The 17,267-nt window shown below is 36.5% G+C and carries 13 protein-coding genes; 12 read left to right on the top strand and 1 reads right to left on the bottom strand.

Annotation, left to right across the window (positions count from 1 at the left end; all coding sequences use genetic code 11):
• The first annotated feature begins 145 nt into the window (after positions 1-145).
• Together IGI43_RS05045 and IGI43_RS05040 are read left to right on the top strand one after the other, a co-directional pair.
• On the top strand, positions 146-4,393 hold the full coding sequence (locus IGI43_RS05045) for an acyl-CoA dehydratase activase-related protein (RefSeq protein WP_438756735.1): 4,248 nt from the start codon (positions 146-148) through the stop codon (positions 4,391-4,393).
• A gap of 187 nt (positions 4,394-4,580) precedes the next feature.
• Entirely contained in the window at positions 4,581-5,288 is a 708-nt protein-coding gene (locus IGI43_RS05040) for a GntR family transcriptional regulator (protein WP_438756734.1), read from the top strand.
• 102 nt (positions 5,289-5,390) lie between these two features.
• Here IGI43_RS05040 and IGI43_RS05035 read toward each other — a convergent pair whose 3' ends face one another.
• Entirely contained in the window at positions 5,391-6,044 is a 654-nt protein-coding gene (locus tag IGI43_RS05035) for a YigZ family protein (protein WP_438756733.1), read from the bottom strand.
• Positions 6,045-6,221: 177 nt separating this feature from the next.
• Here IGI43_RS05035 and IGI43_RS05030 point away from each other — a divergent pair, with 177 nt between their 5' ends.
• The 10 genes from IGI43_RS05030 (at position 6,222) to cls (ending at position 17,101) form a co-directional block, all read left to right on the top strand.
• On the top strand, positions 6,222-6,509 hold the full coding sequence (locus IGI43_RS05030; protein ID WP_438756732.1) for a DUF7662 domain-containing protein: 288 nt from the start codon (positions 6,222-6,224) through the stop codon (positions 6,507-6,509).
• Between the two features lie 122 nt (positions 6,510-6,631).
• Positions 6,632-6,955: a PTS sugar transporter subunit IIB gene (locus tag IGI43_RS05025; protein ID WP_438756731.1), complete on the top strand. Its 324-nt coding sequence runs from the start codon at positions 6,632-6,634 to the stop codon at positions 6,953-6,955.
• Between the two features lie 179 nt (positions 6,956-7,134).
• A complete protein-coding gene (locus tag IGI43_RS05020; RefSeq protein WP_438756730.1) occupies positions 7,135-8,463 on the top strand; it encodes a DEAD/DEAH box helicase in 1,329 nt (442 codons plus the stop codon).
• Positions 8,453-9,142: a ComF family protein gene (locus tag IGI43_RS05015; protein WP_438756729.1), complete on the top strand. Its 690-nt coding sequence runs from the start codon at positions 8,453-8,455 to the stop codon at positions 9,140-9,142. The genes IGI43_RS05020 and IGI43_RS05015 overlap by 11 nt, the downstream gene beginning before the upstream one ends.
• Before the next feature lie 137 nt (positions 9,143-9,279).
• Positions 9,280-9,831 (top strand): ribosome hibernation-promoting factor, HPF/YfiA family, encoded by a 552-nt coding sequence (gene hpf / locus IGI43_RS05010; protein ID WP_010760772.1) that lies wholly within the window; start codon positions 9,280-9,282, stop codon positions 9,829-9,831.
• Positions 9,832-10,164: 333 nt separating this feature from the next.
• Positions 10,165-12,696 carry a preprotein translocase subunit SecA gene (gene secA / locus IGI43_RS05005; protein WP_438756728.1) on the top strand — a complete coding sequence of 844 codons (2,532 nt, stop codon included), beginning with the start codon at positions 10,165-10,167 and terminating at the stop codon, positions 12,694-12,696.
• 80 nt (positions 12,697-12,776) lie between these two features.
• Positions 12,777-13,878, top strand: a protein-coding gene (gene prfB, locus IGI43_RS05000) for a peptide chain release factor 2 (protein WP_438756727.1) whose coding sequence is annotated in 2 segments (ribosomal slippage) — positions 12,777-12,848 and positions 12,850-13,878 — 1,101 coding nt in all. Because the reading frame shifts where the segments join, the coding sequence is not laid out codon by codon here.
• Between the two features lie 107 nt (positions 13,879-13,985).
• Positions 13,986-14,672 (top strand): cell division ATP-binding protein FtsE, encoded by a 687-nt coding sequence (gene ftsE, locus IGI43_RS04995; protein WP_438756726.1) that lies wholly within the window; start codon positions 13,986-13,988, stop codon positions 14,670-14,672.
• On the top strand, positions 14,665-15,549 hold the full coding sequence (gene ftsX, locus IGI43_RS04990) for a permease-like cell division protein FtsX (RefSeq protein WP_438758816.1): 885 nt from the start codon (positions 14,665-14,667) through the stop codon (positions 15,547-15,549). The genes ftsE and ftsX overlap by 8 nt, the downstream gene beginning before the upstream one ends.
• A gap of 103 nt (positions 15,550-15,652) precedes the next feature.
• On the top strand, positions 15,653-17,101 hold the full coding sequence (gene cls, locus IGI43_RS04985) for a cardiolipin synthase (RefSeq protein WP_438756725.1): 1,449 nt from the start codon (positions 15,653-15,655) through the stop codon (positions 17,099-17,101).
• Positions 17,102-17,267 lie beyond the last annotated feature (166 nt).

The following is a 17,267-nucleotide window of genomic DNA, read 5'->3' as shown; positions in this document are numbered from 1 at the left end:
TATCTCACAAATTAGGGCGTTTTGCCTGTTGCAATTAAATTAGAATCTTTCTAAAATATACATAAGTATTATATCAGACACTTCGTAGTATAATCAACAAAGTGTTGTGAAATAAAAGGATAAGAAATTTAAGGAGCGCAAACCTATGACTTTAAGAGCAGGAATCGATGTTGGTTCTACAACTGTGAAATTAGTAATTATTGACGAAAAAAATCATACGAGATTCGCTAAATACGAACGACATTACTCAGATGTAAAAGCTGCAACCGAAAAAGTTTTAAACGAAGCAATGACGAAACTAGGTGAAGAGACCCCAATCACAATGACGATCACAGGTTCTGGAGGGATGGGACTAGCAGATGTTCTGAATATTTCTTTTGTTCAAGAAGTGATTGCTTGTACAAAAACAGTAGAAGAAATCATTCCAGAAACAGACGTGGCCATCGAACTTGGCGGTGAAGATGCGAAGATCACTTTTTTTGAAGGGGCGTTAGAGCAACGAATGAACGGCAGTTGTGCTGGTGGGACTGGCGCTTTTATCGATCAAATGGCAGTGCTGTTAAAAACCGATGCAAACGGGGTCAACGAATTAGCTAAAAATTACCAAACAATTTATCCAATCGCCTCAAGATGTGGCGTGTTTGCTAAGACAGATGTGCAACCTTTGATCAACGAAGGAGCCGCTAAAGAAGACATCTCGGCAAGTATTTTTCAAGCAGTAGTCAACCAAACGATTGCAGGACTTGCAGCTGGTCGAAAGATCAAAGGAAAAATCGCTTTTTTAGGCGGTCCACTGTTCTTTATGTCAGAACTTAGAAAGAGATTCATCGAAACGTTAGATGTACAGCCTGAGGATGTCATTTTTCCAGAAAATCCACAACTATTTGTTGCGATGGGCGCTGCAATTTATTCTGAAGGAGCGAATCCAACGACTTTAGCTGATTTGATCTATCGTTTGACCAAAGGCGATCAAAAACAATTAAAGCCAACGGATACACTAGAGCCACTATTTAATGATGAAAAAGAACTAAACGTTTTTAGAGCACGTCATGACCAAGCGAAAGCGCAAGAAAAAGCATTAGCGGATCATCATGGTGTAGCTTTTTTAGGGATCGATGCAGGTTCTACGACGACAAAAGTTACATTGATTGATGAAGAGGGGAATCTATTATTTTCATTTTATGGAAATAACCAAGGGCAACCATTAGAAACCACAATGAGTGTCTTAAAAGAGTTATACCAAAAATTACCAGAAGATGTATTTATTGGAAAATCAGCTGTTACTGGGTATGGAGAGCATTTGATTAAAAATGCATTGAAAGTCGATATTGGTGAAGTTGAAACGATGGCTCATTACAAAGCTGCAGATCATTTTCAGCCCGGCGTTGATTTTATTTTAGATATCGGCGGTCAAGATATGAAGGCGATGACGATCAAAGATGGTGTGTTGTCTTCGATCCAACTAAACGAAGCCTGTTCTTCAGGGTGCGGTTCGTTCATCGAAACATTTGCCAAATCGTTAAATTTTGATGTAAAAGACTTTGCCTTAGAAGCATTAAGTTCGAAAGCGCCAGTTGACCTAGGTTCTCGTTGTACCGTATTTATGAATTCAAAAGTCAAACAAGTCCAAAAAGAAGGAGCATCTGTCGGTGATATTTCTGCTGGCTTGTCCTACTCAGTGATCAAAAATGCGATTTATAAAGTAATCAAAGTTCGTCGCCCAGAAGAGTTAGGCAAGAAAATTGTTTGCCAAGGTGGGACATTCTATAATGAAGCTGTTTTGCGTGCTTTTGAAACAATCAGTGAGCGTGAAGTCGTTCGTCCTTCTATTGCAGGTCTTATGGGAGCCTATGGGGCTGCTTTGATTGCACTAGAAAATTATGAATTAGGACAGGAAACTACCATCTTGGGGCTTGAAGAGTTGAATACTTTCACAGCAGATAAAGAATTTACCCATTGTGGTTTATGTGAAAATAACTGTATGATGACGGTGACGATCTTTTCTGATGGCCGTCAATTTATCACTGGAAATCGCTGTGAACGTGGCGCCAGAATCAAAGTAAAAAGAGAAGACCGCAAAGTCAATTTAGTGGATTATAAATACCGCAAGTTATTTAAGTATCGTCCATTGAAAGAAAAAGATGCGATTTATGGTAGGATCGGAATTCCACGTGTTTTAAATATGTACGAAAATTATCCGCTTTGGCATACTTTTTTCACTGATCTAGGTTTTAGAGTAGAATTGTCACCAAGATCAAATAAAGAATTGTATGAACAAGGAATGGAAACGATCCCTAGTGATACGGCATGTTATCCAGCCAAAATTTCCCATGGTCATATTCAAGCGCTGATCGATTCAAAGGTGCCAATGATTTTTTACCCCGGTGTCGTTTTTGAACGTCAAGAATCAGCAGAAGCGGATAATCATTTTAATTGTCCAATTGTGCAAAGTTATCCTGATGTTATTCGCAATAACGTGGATGATATTCGCGATGGTAAAGTGGATTACCGTAATCCGTATATTAATTTAGCTAATGAAGCATCCGTAGCGAAAGTGCTAAGCGAAACATTTGCGGATCTAGGTATTTCAGAAGATGAAGTTGCTCAAGCTTTACGACATGGTTATGAAGAATTAGATGCGTTCAAAGAAGATGTCCGTAATAAAGGAGAAGAAACCTTAGTGATGTTGAATCAAAAAGGAGAGAAGGGAATCGTTTTATCTGGACGACCTTACCATTTAGATCCTGAAATCAATCATGGAATTGCAGATGTAATCACACAAGAAGGCTTCCATGTATTGACCGAAGATTGTGTTTCTCATCTTAGTGATGTTGGAAATTTACGTGTTGTCAATCAATGGGTGTATCATTCTCGTTTATACGCAGCAGCTCGCGTTGTTGCTAAATCTAAAAATCTTGAACTCGTTCAACTGAATTCATTTGGTTGTGGCTTAGATGCGGTCACGACGGATCAAGTAGAAGAAATCATGGATCAGTATGGGAAAATTTATACTGTCCTGAAAATTGATGAAGGATCGAATTTAGGTGCAATTCGTATTCGTTTACGTTCTTTAAAAGCTGCAGTTGGTGAGCGAGAAAAAATGAATTTTGAACCAAAATTACAGCATGAAGAACCAGAAAAAATTATCTTCACGAAGGACATGAAAAAAACGCATACGTTATTATTACCGATGCTTAGTCCCATCCATCAATCAGGCTTGGTCGATGTTGCTTTAAAAGCTTCGGGCTATAATGTTGTTTGTTTACCAGCAGATGATCGTGAAGCAGTAAATGTTGGTCTGAAATACGTGAATAACGACGCCTGTTATCCAGCTATCATTTCGATTGGTCAATTAGTTGAGGCACTCGAAAGCGGGGAATATGATTTAAATCATGTCAGTGTCATGATGACGCAAACAGGCGGCGGTTGTCGTGCAACAAATTATATTCCATTACTAAGAAAAGCGTTGAATGACGCAGGATTTCCACAAGTTCCAGTCGTTTCCGTTTCGATGGGGAATAAAGGAGTAGAATCGAACCCAGGATTTAAATTTACACTGCCCATGTTGAAACGCGTTGCCGTAGCCTTTTTATATGGAGATTTATTTGAACGGGTTGTGTACCGAACACGTCCGTATGAAACACAAGTTGGCATGATTGATGCGCTCCATGCTAAATGGCTAAAACAGATTGAAAATAATGTCCGTAATGGTTCGTTGACTTTATTCAATCGAAATATGAAAAAAATTATCAAAGAATTTGATGAAGTCCCTCTAAATGAAGTGAAGAAACCAAAAGTTGGAATTGTTGGCGAAATTTTGGTTAAATATTCACCAACTGCCAATAACGATATCGTTCGTTTATTAGAAGCTGAAGGGGCAGAAGCGGTTGTGCCAGATATTATTGGATTTATGAATTACTCTTTGTACAACCAAATATGGAAATATGACAATATGGGCATGTCCAAAAAAAGTAAAAATCTAGCTCAATTTGCGATTCGAATCATCGAATATGTTGAAAAACCAATGGATAAAGCGCTAAGAAATTCTAAACGCTTTGAGGGACTTAGCTCTATCGAAGAATTGGCAGAAGATGCAGGAAAAATCCTCTCAATCGGAAATCACACAGGTGAAGGCTGGTTTTTAACAGGAGAAATGATCGAGTTATTGAAATCAGATGTAAATAATATCGTCTGTATGCAGCCATTTGGATGCCTCCCAAATCACGTTGTAGGTAAAGGGGTTACCAAGGAGTTGCGTCGTCAATATCCTAAAGCCAATATTGCACCGATTGATTATGATCCAGGAGTATCATTAGTAAATCAGTTAAATCGAATTCGTTTGATGATGGCGACAGCTAACAAAATGATGGATGAAGAAAAAGCTCGTATTTAAAAATAGGTAGCCTAAGTTGCGTGTCAGAAGCAATTTAGGTTATTTTTTTGCAGACAATGACTAAATACTAACTTTGTCCATACCAAATTTAGTAGATAAACCCTCTCTTTACTGTAATTTGGAACTTTTGGTTGTTTATGAGGTATATACCAGTTATAATAAAAGGGAATAAAGAGGAGGAAATAAGATGGTGTCAAGTTTACCAGTTTATATTCAAATACACGATAAAATAAAAAACGACATTGAACATGGTGTATGGAAGATTGGGGACAGACTTCCATCAGAACGCGAGCTTTCGACCCAGTTTAATGTTAGTCGGATGACGTTGAGACAAGCGATTCAAACACTTGCTGATGAGGGGATTTTAGAGCGGAAAATCGGATCTGGTACCTATGTTGCCCGCAAAAAAGTTCAAGAAAAAATGACGGGAACTACAAGTTTTACAGATATTATGCTTTCCCAAAATCGAGTTCCATCCAGTCGTACCGTATCCTATTATGTAGCCAAACCAAGTTCCAGTGAGATGGAAAAATTAAACCTAAAAGAACATGACCAAATAGTTCGCATGGAGCGAGTTCGTTTTGCGGATGATTTGCCTATTTGTTTTGAAGTGGCTAGTGTGCCTTATTCTTTGGTCGATCAATACAGCAAGACCGAAATCACAAATTCTTTTTATAAAACTTTAGAAGAAAAAGGTGGGAACAAGATTGGCCGTGCCAATCAAACAGTTTCTGCCATGCTAGCCTCAGAACAAATTGCGGATTATTTAAAAATCAAACGTGGAGATGCGATACTTCGCTTACGCCAAATTTCTTATTTTGAAAATGGTACACCGTTTGAGTATGTTAGAACCCAATACGTAGGCAATCGTTTTGAATTTTATTTAGAAAAATAAACGCAAAAAAATGAACGTTTGTCGACGCATCTGTATAGAGAAGTCGTCTGCGTTCATTTTTTAGTGGTAAAATGTATAATTCAAAACAGGTCCAACCTTCACTTACAAAGTTGGCTCCTTTTTTTCGATTGGTAATTCATGATACGAACATTCGCCTTCTTCAAAAGTCACTTGTCCACTTAATAGTTCAACGATTTCTGCCATAAATTGTTCGGAGGTCGTTTCATCTACAAGGCAAATAACATCAACATGTTCTCCGTAAATCGTGTCTTTTAATGTGTAGGGATGATTTTCCATGAAATTTTGAACGTTTCCAAGATTTTGATAACGGATCGTTAAACGAATTTCCTGTTGCAATTTTCCTTGGACAAGTCCAATACTGCTTAATGCATGAGAAACAGCTTGACTATATGCCCTGATTAGTCCACCTGCACCTAATTTAGTCCCGCCAAAATAACGTGTGACAACAGTTGCCACATTGATTAATTCCTGTTTTTTCAACACTTCTAACATAGGAATGCCAGCGGTTCCACTCGGTTCCCCATCATCACTACTACGCTGGATAGCACTTTTTTCACCAATGACAAAAGCACTGCAATTATGACTGGCTTTCCAATGTTCTTTTTTCTTTTGAGCAATAAATTCCTTTGCTTCATCTTCTGAAGAGACTCGTTTGAGAGAACAAATAAAACGTGATTTTTTGATTTCAATTTCACTTTCTCCATCCGAACGAATGGTAAAATAACTATCAAGCATTTGCTCAGTCCTTTACTACATAATACGTTAAGTATAAAAAAAATAAAGGTGAGAAGCAACTATTCTCTTTAAGAACTGTGAAAAGGCCTTCATTTGCTTCTTTAAAATTTTATGAGATAATGATTAAAGACATATCCAATTCAAGGAAAGTAGGAATAAAATAAGGGAGTGAATGATTTGGCAAAAGAACGTCAGAAAAAATATGATAGCGTTACCCATTATTTAACAACTAATGGCGGGTCACAAGTAACTTTAACGTTTACGCAGTTTGACGAGTTACTTTTCCCTCAATCAGGACTTCCTAGAACTGCACGTACAGATATTGATTGGTGGGCAAATGATCATAAATATCCAGAAAAAGGAGCTTATGGTTGGCTTAATGCAGGATATCAAGTTGTCCAAGTCAACATTGAGAAAGAATATGTTGTTTTTAATAAACTGCTCAAATCAAACTGGCTTTTATAATTATAAAATATGGATAAATCAAAAGTAGGGAGCGTTGACAAAAGCTATCATTTCACTATACTATGATTAAAGAGAAATATAATGTTTGTTATGTTATCAATAGAAAAAAGGGGATGGCTATTATGGCTAAAAAAACAATTATGCTTGTATGTTCTGCTGGAATGAGTACAAGTTTGCTTGTAACTAAAATGCAAAAAGCGGCTGACGCCCAAGGTTTGGATGCAGATATATTTGCAGTTTCTGCTTCGGATGCTGATAACAATTTGGAGAGTAAAACGGTGGACGTGTTATTATTGGGCCCCCAAGTTCGTTTCATGAAAGGTGATTTTGAAAAACGACTAGAGCCAAAAGGAATTCCTCTAGAAGTAATCAATATGGCAGATTATGGCATGATGAACGGAGAGAATGTGTTAAAGCAAGCATTAAATTTGATTGGAAAAGATTAAAAAATAAGGGCTTCACCTACCGTTTGTTCAAGTGATGCCTCATTTTAACTAAAAACTCGACTAATTTGCTGGAAAAGTGAATGGGTCGAGTTTTTTGCAATGGAAAAAATGATAACCCTTTTTTTGAGAAAAATAAAAAAATAAAGTAGAAAATGCGTAGTTTAAATAAGGAGGGAAGAATGCAAGAATTATGGGGAAGAAAAGTCTTAAAAAGAGAAATTGAAACGATCAAAAACATCGAAAAAAAGAGTCAAAAATTATTGACTATGCAAGAAGTGAGTGAAAAAACAATTCAATGTTTGCGTTGTGGTCAGATTCATAGTAAGAATACAGTTCAATTAGTGACAGAACATTATTACTGTCCTAAATGTATCCAGTTAGGCAGAGTGGATACTAGCCAGAAATTTTATTATTTGCCAGAACCAACACCTGTCAAAAGAACAGTTCATTTTGCTTGGGATGGGACACTTACGGATGGACAGCAAGCAGTCTCAGATGATTTATTAGCCTCGATAAAAAATCATGAATCTAGAATGATTTGGGCAGTTACTGGTGCCGGAAAGACGGAAATGCTGTTTAAAACGATCCATTATTCTTTAGAATGCGGTTATCGAGTGGCAATTGCTTCGCCTAGAGTAGACGTATGTCTGGAACTGTTTCCTAGAATACATGCTGTTTTTCCAGAAGAACCTGCGATACTACTTCATGGCAAGATGGAGGAATGCTATCGTTATACTAAATTGCTAGTTTGTACGACGCACCAATTATTACGCTTCTTTCATGCGTTTGATGTATTGATTATCGACGAGGTAGATGCATTTCCTTTTGTTGGCAATCAACTATTGCAGTATGGTGTAAAACAAGCAATCAAAAAAAATAGTTCACTTGTCTATCTCACTGCAACGCCAACCAAAGAGCTAACTAAAAAAACAGATAAAAATGAATTAAAGACTAGCATTTTACCAGCACGATATCACCGAAGAATTTTGCCGGTTCCCAAAATAAAATGGTGTCATCAATGGTATAAAAAAATCAAAAAAGGCAATACACCTAAAGCATTAGTAGCTATAATTCATTCACTAGTGATTAAAAATGATGTACTGATTTTTTGTCCCAGTATCTCTTTAATGGAACAGCTCAAAGGAGCTGTTGAAAAGAAATTTCCTGAAGTAGCTTTAGCTTGTGTTCATTCACAAGATCCAGAGCGTTTAGAAAAAGTTTTAAAGATGAGAAACAAAGAATATCGGATTCTGATGACTTCAACTATATTAGAACGCGGTGTAACATTTGATGGTGTCTCGGTGATTGTTTTAGGCGCAAATCACCCTGTATTTGCAACATCTGCGCTTGTTCAGATTGCAGGGCGAGTTGATCGTAGAATGGATTATACTGCTGGGGAGGTTTGGTTTTTACATGACGGTTGTACAAAAGCGATGAAAGAAGCGATCAAGCAAATCAAAAAAATGAATACGTTAGGTATTGAAAGAGGGTTGATAGATGATATGTAACTATTGTGGTCAAATGATTAGTAGAAATCTAACAATCAAAGAAATTTTTTTGCCTGAAAAAATAGCAGCAGAACAATTGTGCCTATCGTGTGCTAAAGGATTCCAATTATTGGAGAAAAAAGGTAGCTGTCTAGGATGTCAACGTCAGTTGTCAACTACGCCATATTGTAATGATTGTATAATGTGGCAACGACGTTATCCAGAGTATGATTTTCATCATGAAGCTCTTTTTGTCTATAATAAAACAATGCAAGAATGGTTTGAAGAATATAAATTTAGAGGAAACTATAGGCTTCGATATAGTTTTGCAGTATTTTTGCAGGCTTACTTTAAGAAAAAAAAGAATGTTCTAGTGATTCCGATGCCGATTTCAACAGAACGAATGAAGGTCAGAGGCTTTAATCAAGTTGAGGGATTGTTAGATGCAGCCAATATTGCGTACCAGCCTTATCTGGTACGTTTTATAGACGGAGACTCTCAAGTACAAAAAACAAGAAAAGATCGAATGGCGTTGAAACAACCTTTCAAATTGACGAAAGAAGGGCAAGAGGCAATCATCGCGAGAGAAGTTCTTTTAGTTGATGATATTTATACCACAGGAAGAACGCTTTTTCATGCAGCTCAAGTTATTTTAGAAAATACACCTTCAAAACTGTATACGTTTTCTCTCTCAAGATAGAAGAACGATCAAAATAAAAAATCAACCGCAATTTTGTTGGCAAAAGTAATATAATTCGTTATAATAGAATCAAGAAGAAGGATAACAGAGTGGTCCTTTTATTCCTTCTTTAGCAGCAGATGAAAGGGGTAATCGTTATGTTTAGATATAATGTGCGTGGAGAAAACATCGAAGTTACTGAAGCGATAAGAGACTATGTAGAGAAAAAAGTAGGTAAATTAGAACGTTATTTCAGTGATTCACCTGAAGCTACGGTTCATGTGAACCTAAAAGTCTATACTGAAAAAACAGCCAAAGTTGAGGTTACTATTCCTCTACCTTATTTAGTTTTACGTGCCGAAGAAACATCACCAGATTTATATGCAAGTGTTGATTTAGTTGTCGATAAATTAGAAAGACAAATTCGTAAATTTAAAACAAAAATTAACCGTAAATCTCGTGAAACAGGGATGAATACTGCTAAAGCAGCAATTTTCTTAAACGGTGAAGAGACACCAGATGAAACGCCAGAATTAGACATTGTTCGTACAAAACGTCTTTCATTGAAACCAATGGATAGTGAAGAAGCAGTTTTACAAATGAACATGTTAGGACATAACTTTTTTATCTTTGAAGACTCAGAAACAAACGGAACTAGCATTGTTTACCGTCGTAAAGATGGGAAATATGGTTTGATCGAAACAGATTAAATTGAATAAATCGGATCATTTGACGTTGATTTAATGAGGAAGAGCTAAAAATATCTAGTTGCTTTGTACTCAATTAGATATTTTTAGAAAAATTGTTATCGAGGTCTGTGATACTCGGATATTCGTTTTTTAAGAGACTGAAGCAGGACGGCATACGTTTTGCCGAAGTCTCTTTTCCTTGTTTTAAGTCTATATACATAAAAAATGACATAATATATTATTAATATTAAGAGAAGTTATTTCATTTCTTACCAAGAAGTGATAAAATGGACAGGATGATTGTGCATTCAGTGCAAAAAATAAATAGAGCTTATTGAAAGGAACACTTAAAACATGGCTAATTTTTTAAAAAAGATGATCGAAAATGATAAAAAGGAACTAAAACGCTTGGAGGGTATTGCCAATCAAGTAGAATCTCACGCTTCAGCTATTGCTGCATTAAGTGATGATGAATTAAAAGCAAAGACAGACGAGTTCAAAGCTCGTTATCAAAAAGGTGAAACACTGGATCAATTATTACCAGAAGCATTTGCAGTTGTCCGTGAAGCAGCCAAACGTGTCTTAGGATTATATCCATATCCTGTTCAGTTAATGGGGGGTATAGTCTTACATGATGGAAATATCCCTGAAATGAGAACGGGTGAAGGGAAGACCTTGACCGCTACAATGCCTGTGTATTTAAATGCATTGACTGGCGAAGGTGTCCATGTCGTAACAGTCAATGAATATTTGGCAACACGTGACTCAGATGAGATGGGTGAATTGTACAATTTCTTAGGTCTAACTGTTGGATTGAATATCAATTCAAAAACATCAGAAGAAAAACGTGATGCCTATAATTGTGATATTACTTATAGTACAAATAATGAATTAGGATTTGATTACTTACGTGATAACATGGTCGTTTACCGCAATCAAATGGTACAACGTCCGCTAAATTATGCGATTGTAGATGAGGTTGATTCAATTTTGATTGATGAAGCCCGTACGCCATTGATTATTTCTGGTCAAGCAGAAAAATCAACCGCACTTTATACACGTACAGATACTTTTGTTAAACGTTTAAAAGAAGAAGAAGATTATAAAATCGATGTTCAGTCTAAAACAATTAGTTTAACAGAAGCTGGTATCGAAAAAGCTGAAGAAAACTTTGGTTTAGATAACCTTTATGATATTGAAAATACAGCGTTGACGCACCATATGGATCAAGCATTACGCGCGAATTTTATCATGCTTCGTGATATTGATTACGTTGTTCAAGAAGGCAAGGTATTGATCGTTGACCAATTTACTGGTCGTATCATGGATGGCCGTCGTTATTCAGATGGCTTGCACCAAGCGATTGAAGCTAAAGAAGGCGTAGAAATCGAAGACGAAACAAAAACAATGGCAACTATCACATTCCAGAACTATTTCCGTATGTATAAAAAATTAGCTGGGATGACAGGTACGGCTAAAACAGAAGAAGAAGAATTCCGTGAAATTTACAATATTCAAGTTTTCCAAATTCCGACAAACCGTCCAATCATTCGTGATGACCGTGCAGATTTACTTTACCCAACACTAGAAAGTAAATTCAAAGCAGTTGTTCAAGACATCAAAGAACGTTACCATAATGGTCAACCAGTCTTAGTTGGTACAGTTGCTGTTGAAACTTCAGAGTTATTATCGGAGTTATTAAATAAAGAAAAGGTACCGCATGAAGTATTGAATGCGAAAAACCACTTTAAAGAAGCTGAAATCATTATGAATGCTGGTCAAAAAGGTGCGGTAACGATCGCTACCAATATGGCTGGTCGTGGTACAGATATCAAGCTTGGTCTTGGTGTTATCGAACTTGGCGGTTTAGCCGTTATTGGTACGGAACGTCACGAATCACGCCGTATCGATAATCAATTACGTGGGCGTGCTGGTCGTCAGGGAGATCCTGGGGTTTCTCAATTCTATCTATCGTTAGAAGATGACCTGATGAAACGTTTTGGCTCTGAACGAATCAAAGCATTCTTGGATCGTATGAACATTGAAGAATCAGATGCTGTGATCCAAAGTAAAATGTTAAGCAAACAAGTAGAATCAGCTCAAAAACGTGTGGAAGGGAATAACTATGATACACGTAAGAATGTCTTGCAATATGATGATGTGATGCGTGAACAACGTGAAGTTATCTATGCACAACGTCAAGAAGTTATTATGGAAGATACAGAGTTGACTCAAACATTGTTAAATATGGTAAAACGTACGATTACTCGTGTGGTAGATAGCCATACACAATTAGAGAAAGAAAATTGGAATCTTGATGGTATCGTTGATTTCGCTTCATCAACATTAGTTCATGAAGACTCTATTTCTAAAGCAGATGTAGAAGGCAAATCGCCAGAAGAAATCAAAGCGTATCTAGTAAAACGTGCTCAAGAAGTTTATGATGTCAAAGTAGAACAATTAAATGGTCCAGAACAAATTTTGGAATTCCAAAAAGTTGTTATTCTACGTGTTGTTGATACAAAATGGACAGACCATATCGATGCAATGGATCAATTACGCCAATCAGTTGGTTTACGTGCCTATGGACAAAACAATCCATTAGTTGAATATCAAACAGAAGGATACAACATGTTTGAAGAAATGATTGGAGCAATAGAATTTGAAGTAACTCGTCTATTCATGAAATCAGAAATCCGTCAAAATGTTCAACGTGAGCAAGTAGCGCAAGGTGAAGCTGTTCATCCATCAGATGAAGAAGAACCTGAAAGTAACACAAGTGCTAAAAAGCAACCAATTCATGTTGATGAAAAAATAGGCCGCAATGATCCTTGTCCATGCGGTAGTGGTAAAAAATATAAAAATTGCCACGGTAAAGGTCTTTAAAAATTGATGAAGGTGAGGCATCTGCCTCGCCTTCATTTGTTGTGTAAGAAAGTGTAGAAAGTGAAAGGAAGATCAATATCATGGAAAATGCTGAAATTCGAACTCTTTTGGATGAAATGAACCAATCAATCACAAGTTTCAGGAGGTCTCTTTGACTTAGATCAATTAGAAGAAGACATTGCTGAGGCTGAAAACAGAATGGCAGAGCCTGGTTTTTGGGATAATTCTGAAACGGCGCAACAATTGATCAATGAAACTAATTCTTATAAAGAAAAATTTCAACAATTTCATCAATTTGCTGATGAATTGGAAGAATTGGAAATAATGAGTGAGTTGCAACAAGAAGAATATGATGTAGATACTCAAGAAGAATTAGAAGAACGATTGCTAGCTTTAAAAGAAAAATTAAGTATTTATGAACTTTCTTTACTTTTAAACGAGCCATATGACAAAAATAATGTTATCATGGAACTTCATCCAGGAGCTGGCGGCACAGAATCCCAAGATTGGGGCAGTATGTTGCTTCGGATGTATACCAGATGGGCTGAAAGTCACGGGTTTCAAGTAGAGACATTAGACTACCAGTCAGGAGATGAGGCAGGCATCAAAAGTGTTACGCTTCTGGTCAAAGGATATAATGCGTATGGATATTTAAAATCTGAAAAGGGCGTTCATCGCTTAGTACGCATTTCACCATTTGATTCCGCTAAACGCCGTCATACTTCGTTTTGTTCAGTTGATATTATGCCCGAATTAGATGAAAACGTAGAGATCGATATCAATACAGACGATTTAAAAGTCGATACGTATCGTGCAAGCGGAGCAGGCGGACAGCATATCAATAAAACAGAATCAGCTGTTCGAATCACACATATCCCTACTGGAACAGTAGTAGCCAGCCAAGCGCAACGTTCACAATTAAAAAACCGAGAACAAGCGATGGGAATGCTTAAAGCAAAACTTTATCAATTGGAGATGGATAAAAAAGCGCAAGAAGCTGCATCATTACGTGGGGAGCAATTAGAGATTGGTTGGGGCTCACAAATTCGTTCTTATGTCTTTCATCCGTATTCAATGGTCAAAGACCATCGTACCAATTATGAAACGGGAAATGTACAGGCAGTAATGGATGGAGACCTAGATGGTTTTATTGATGCCTACTTAAAACAAAAATTAAATTGATCAATTCACAGAAATGAAACAAAATTGTAAACTGTTGAAAGAGCCTTGAAACAAAGTCATGTTATAATGATTGATAGCCTAGAAAACAGAGATGGAGAGAGTGCGCCATGATTGAAATGAAAGATGTAATGAAGAAATATTCGAATGGTACAACAGCGATCCGAAATATTTCAATAGAAATAAAACCAGGTGAATTCGTTTATGTTGTAGGACCTTCTGGGGCCGGAAAATCAACATTTATCAAATTGATGTACCGTGAAGAAAAAGCTACAAAAGGACGTTTGAAAGTTGCGAGTCATGATTTAATGAAAATAAAAAATTCAGAAGTTCCTTACCTTAGAAGAGAAATCGGTATTGTCTTTCAGGATTATAAATTATTGACGAAAAAGACTGTCTACGAAAATGTTGCTTACGCTATGCAAGTTGTTGGTCGTAAGCCGAGAGATATCAAAAAGAGAGTAATGGAAGTTCTTGATCTTGTTGGTTTAAAACATAAAGTCAGAGTATTCCCAAGTGAATTATCTGGTGGGGAACAACAACGTGTTTCAATTGCTCGGGCAATCGTAAATACACCTAAAGTGCTAATTGCTGATGAACCAACTGGAAATCTTGATCCAGAAAATTCATGGGAAATCATGAAACTATTGGATCGGATTAACGCACAAGGAACAACGGTTGTAATGGCCACACACAATAGCACGATTGTAAATACGATCCGTCATCGCGTAATCGCCATTGAAAATGGTCGAATTATTCGAGACCAAGCGGAAGGAGACTATGGCTACGATGATTAGAACATTCTTTTCCCATGTCCTAGAAAGTATCAAAAGTTTAAAACGTAATGGGTGGATGACAATTGCTTCTGCTAGTGCCGTTACGATTACTTTAGTTCTTGTTGGACTTTTTATGGCAGTGATTTTTAATGCAACAAAATTAGCAAAAGATATCGAAGAAAACGTAACAGTTTCTGTTTTTGTGGATATCGGTACAACACCGGATGAAATGCAAAAATTAGAAAAAGAATTAAATAAAATCGACAATGTTGAGACTATTTCATATTCAAATAAAGATAAGCAATTACAGAAAATCCAAAAACAAATGGGTGAAGCGTGGAACTTATTCGAAGGTGATAGCAACCCATTGTATGATGTTTACTATGTAAGTGCCAAAGAGCCGTCAGATACGAAAGAAATTTCTGATAAAGCAGCTAAATTGCCGAATGTCTTTAAAGCCGATTATGGTGGTGTTTCGTCAGATAAAATTTTCAGTATTGCAGGTAAAGTTAGAACATGGGGGTTGGGCGCTGCGATCTTACTATTGTTTGTTGCAGTATTCTTGATCTCTAATACGATTCGTATTACGATTCTTTCTCGTCAAAGAGAAATTCAAATTATGCGTTTGGTTGGGGCTAAAAATGGTTACATCCGCTGGCCATTCTTTATAGAAGGAGCTTGGATCGGTTTAATTGGCGCAATTATCCCAATCTTGGTACTGACTTTTGGGTATCAACAATTCTACACGTTGTTCAACCCACAACTCCTAAGCTCAAACTATTCATTATTAAAACCTGAATCATTTGTTTGGCAGATTGATTTATTAATGATAGTGATTGGAATGACAATAGGCTCTCTTGGGTCGATCATTTCTATGCGTCGTTTCTTAAAAATTTAATAAGGGTAAAGCAGACATTTTTGTCTGCTTTTTCTTTACTTATTTTCATAAGTTAGTTATGCTTTATTGGGGAATATACGAGTGAAGTGATTGGGGTGTATGAATGAAATTTTTATATGATAATTTATTTTTTATTATTTTTATTGCGAATATGCTATTATCGTTGGTTATCGTTTTTCGTGAACGGAAACAAACAGCTCAAACATGGTCATGGCTACTTGTATTGATGTTTATTCCAGTTTTAGGGTTTATTCTGTATATTTTCTTAGGCCGAGGTATTTCAAAAGATAAGATATTTGATATGAAGATGCAAGCTAAGATCGGTATGAATGCTGAAATTCAATCAGAGAAACAATCATTATTAAGGGGATTGTTTCCTCATCCGCCAACAGGAGAGGTGGATTCAAAGCAGCTGATCTATATGCTGACCGTATTTGAAAGTTCTCTTTACACCACCAATAATGAGGTTCATTTATATACGGATGGGAGAGAAAAATTTGACGGTTTGATCAAAGATATCAGACAAGCCAAAGACCACGTTCATATGGAATATTATATTTACCGTGGCGATACATTGGGCAAAGAAATTCGTCAGGAATTAATCAATGCCGTGAGAAGAAATGTAAAAGTCCGGTTACTTCTAGATGCTTGGGGTTCGACGCAAGTAAACATGAAATTTTTTGAGGAGCTAAAAAGTCTTGGTGGTGAAATTGCCTTCTTCTTTCCATTATTTGTTCCGTACTTAAACCCAAGAATCAATTATCGGAATCACCGAAAAATTGTGGTCATCGATGGTAAAATTGGTTATACTGGCGGTTTTAATGTTGGGAATGAATACCTTGGTGAAGTTAAAAAGTTTGGATACTGGCGAGATAATCATTTAAGAATTCATGGTGAAGCTGTTTACAGCTTACAAAATCGCTTTTTGATGGATTGGAATTCACAACATCGAAAAGAGTTGAGCTACGATTCAGCTTATTTCCCTCCTATTTATTCTGATGGAAAAAAAGCAGTTCAAGTAGTGACTAGTGGTCCAGATTCAGAACACGAGCAAATCAAGATGACCTATTTAAAAATGATCTCAATAGCCAAAAAAGAAATTTTGATTCAAACACCTTATTATATACCAGATGCCTCAATCCATGAAGCCTTAAAATTAGCTTTACTGTCGGGTGTCAAGGTACGTATGCAAATACCAAATAAGCCAGATCATATGTTAGTCTATTGGGCGACGTATTCATTTTCAGCAGAACTATTAGAGTATGGGGCTATTATTGAAACATATGAACATGGATTTATTCATGCCAAAACAATGATCATTGATGGCGGGATTGTTTCTGTTGGATCAGCGAATATCGATGTTCGTTCATTCAGACTTGATTTTGAAGTCAATACAATTATTTATGATCAAAAATTTTCAGAAAAAGTCAGAAATGCTTTTTATGAAGATTCTAAAGTATCAGAGCTTTTAACAGAAGAAAAATACCGTAATCGCGGTATGTTTATCAAATTGAAAGAAGGGTTAGCTCGCCTGATTTCTCCATTGTTATAAATTTATGCCAAAAGTGCAACCTGAGGATTCAGTTGTGCTTTTTAATTTTTGAAGTGTTTTTTTGTTATTTTATTAAAAAAACACACTCACTTCGAAAACTTATAATTTTCAACTGAAACAGTTAATGTTAAAATGAATTGATTGAATTGAGTTTGGAGGATTATCA

It is taken from the genome of Enterococcus sp. AZ126, assembly GCF_051714545.1.
Lineage (GTDB): Bacteria > Bacillota > Bacilli > Lactobacillales > Enterococcaceae > Enterococcus_L.
This window is presented reverse-complemented; position numbering and strand designations above follow the sequence as displayed.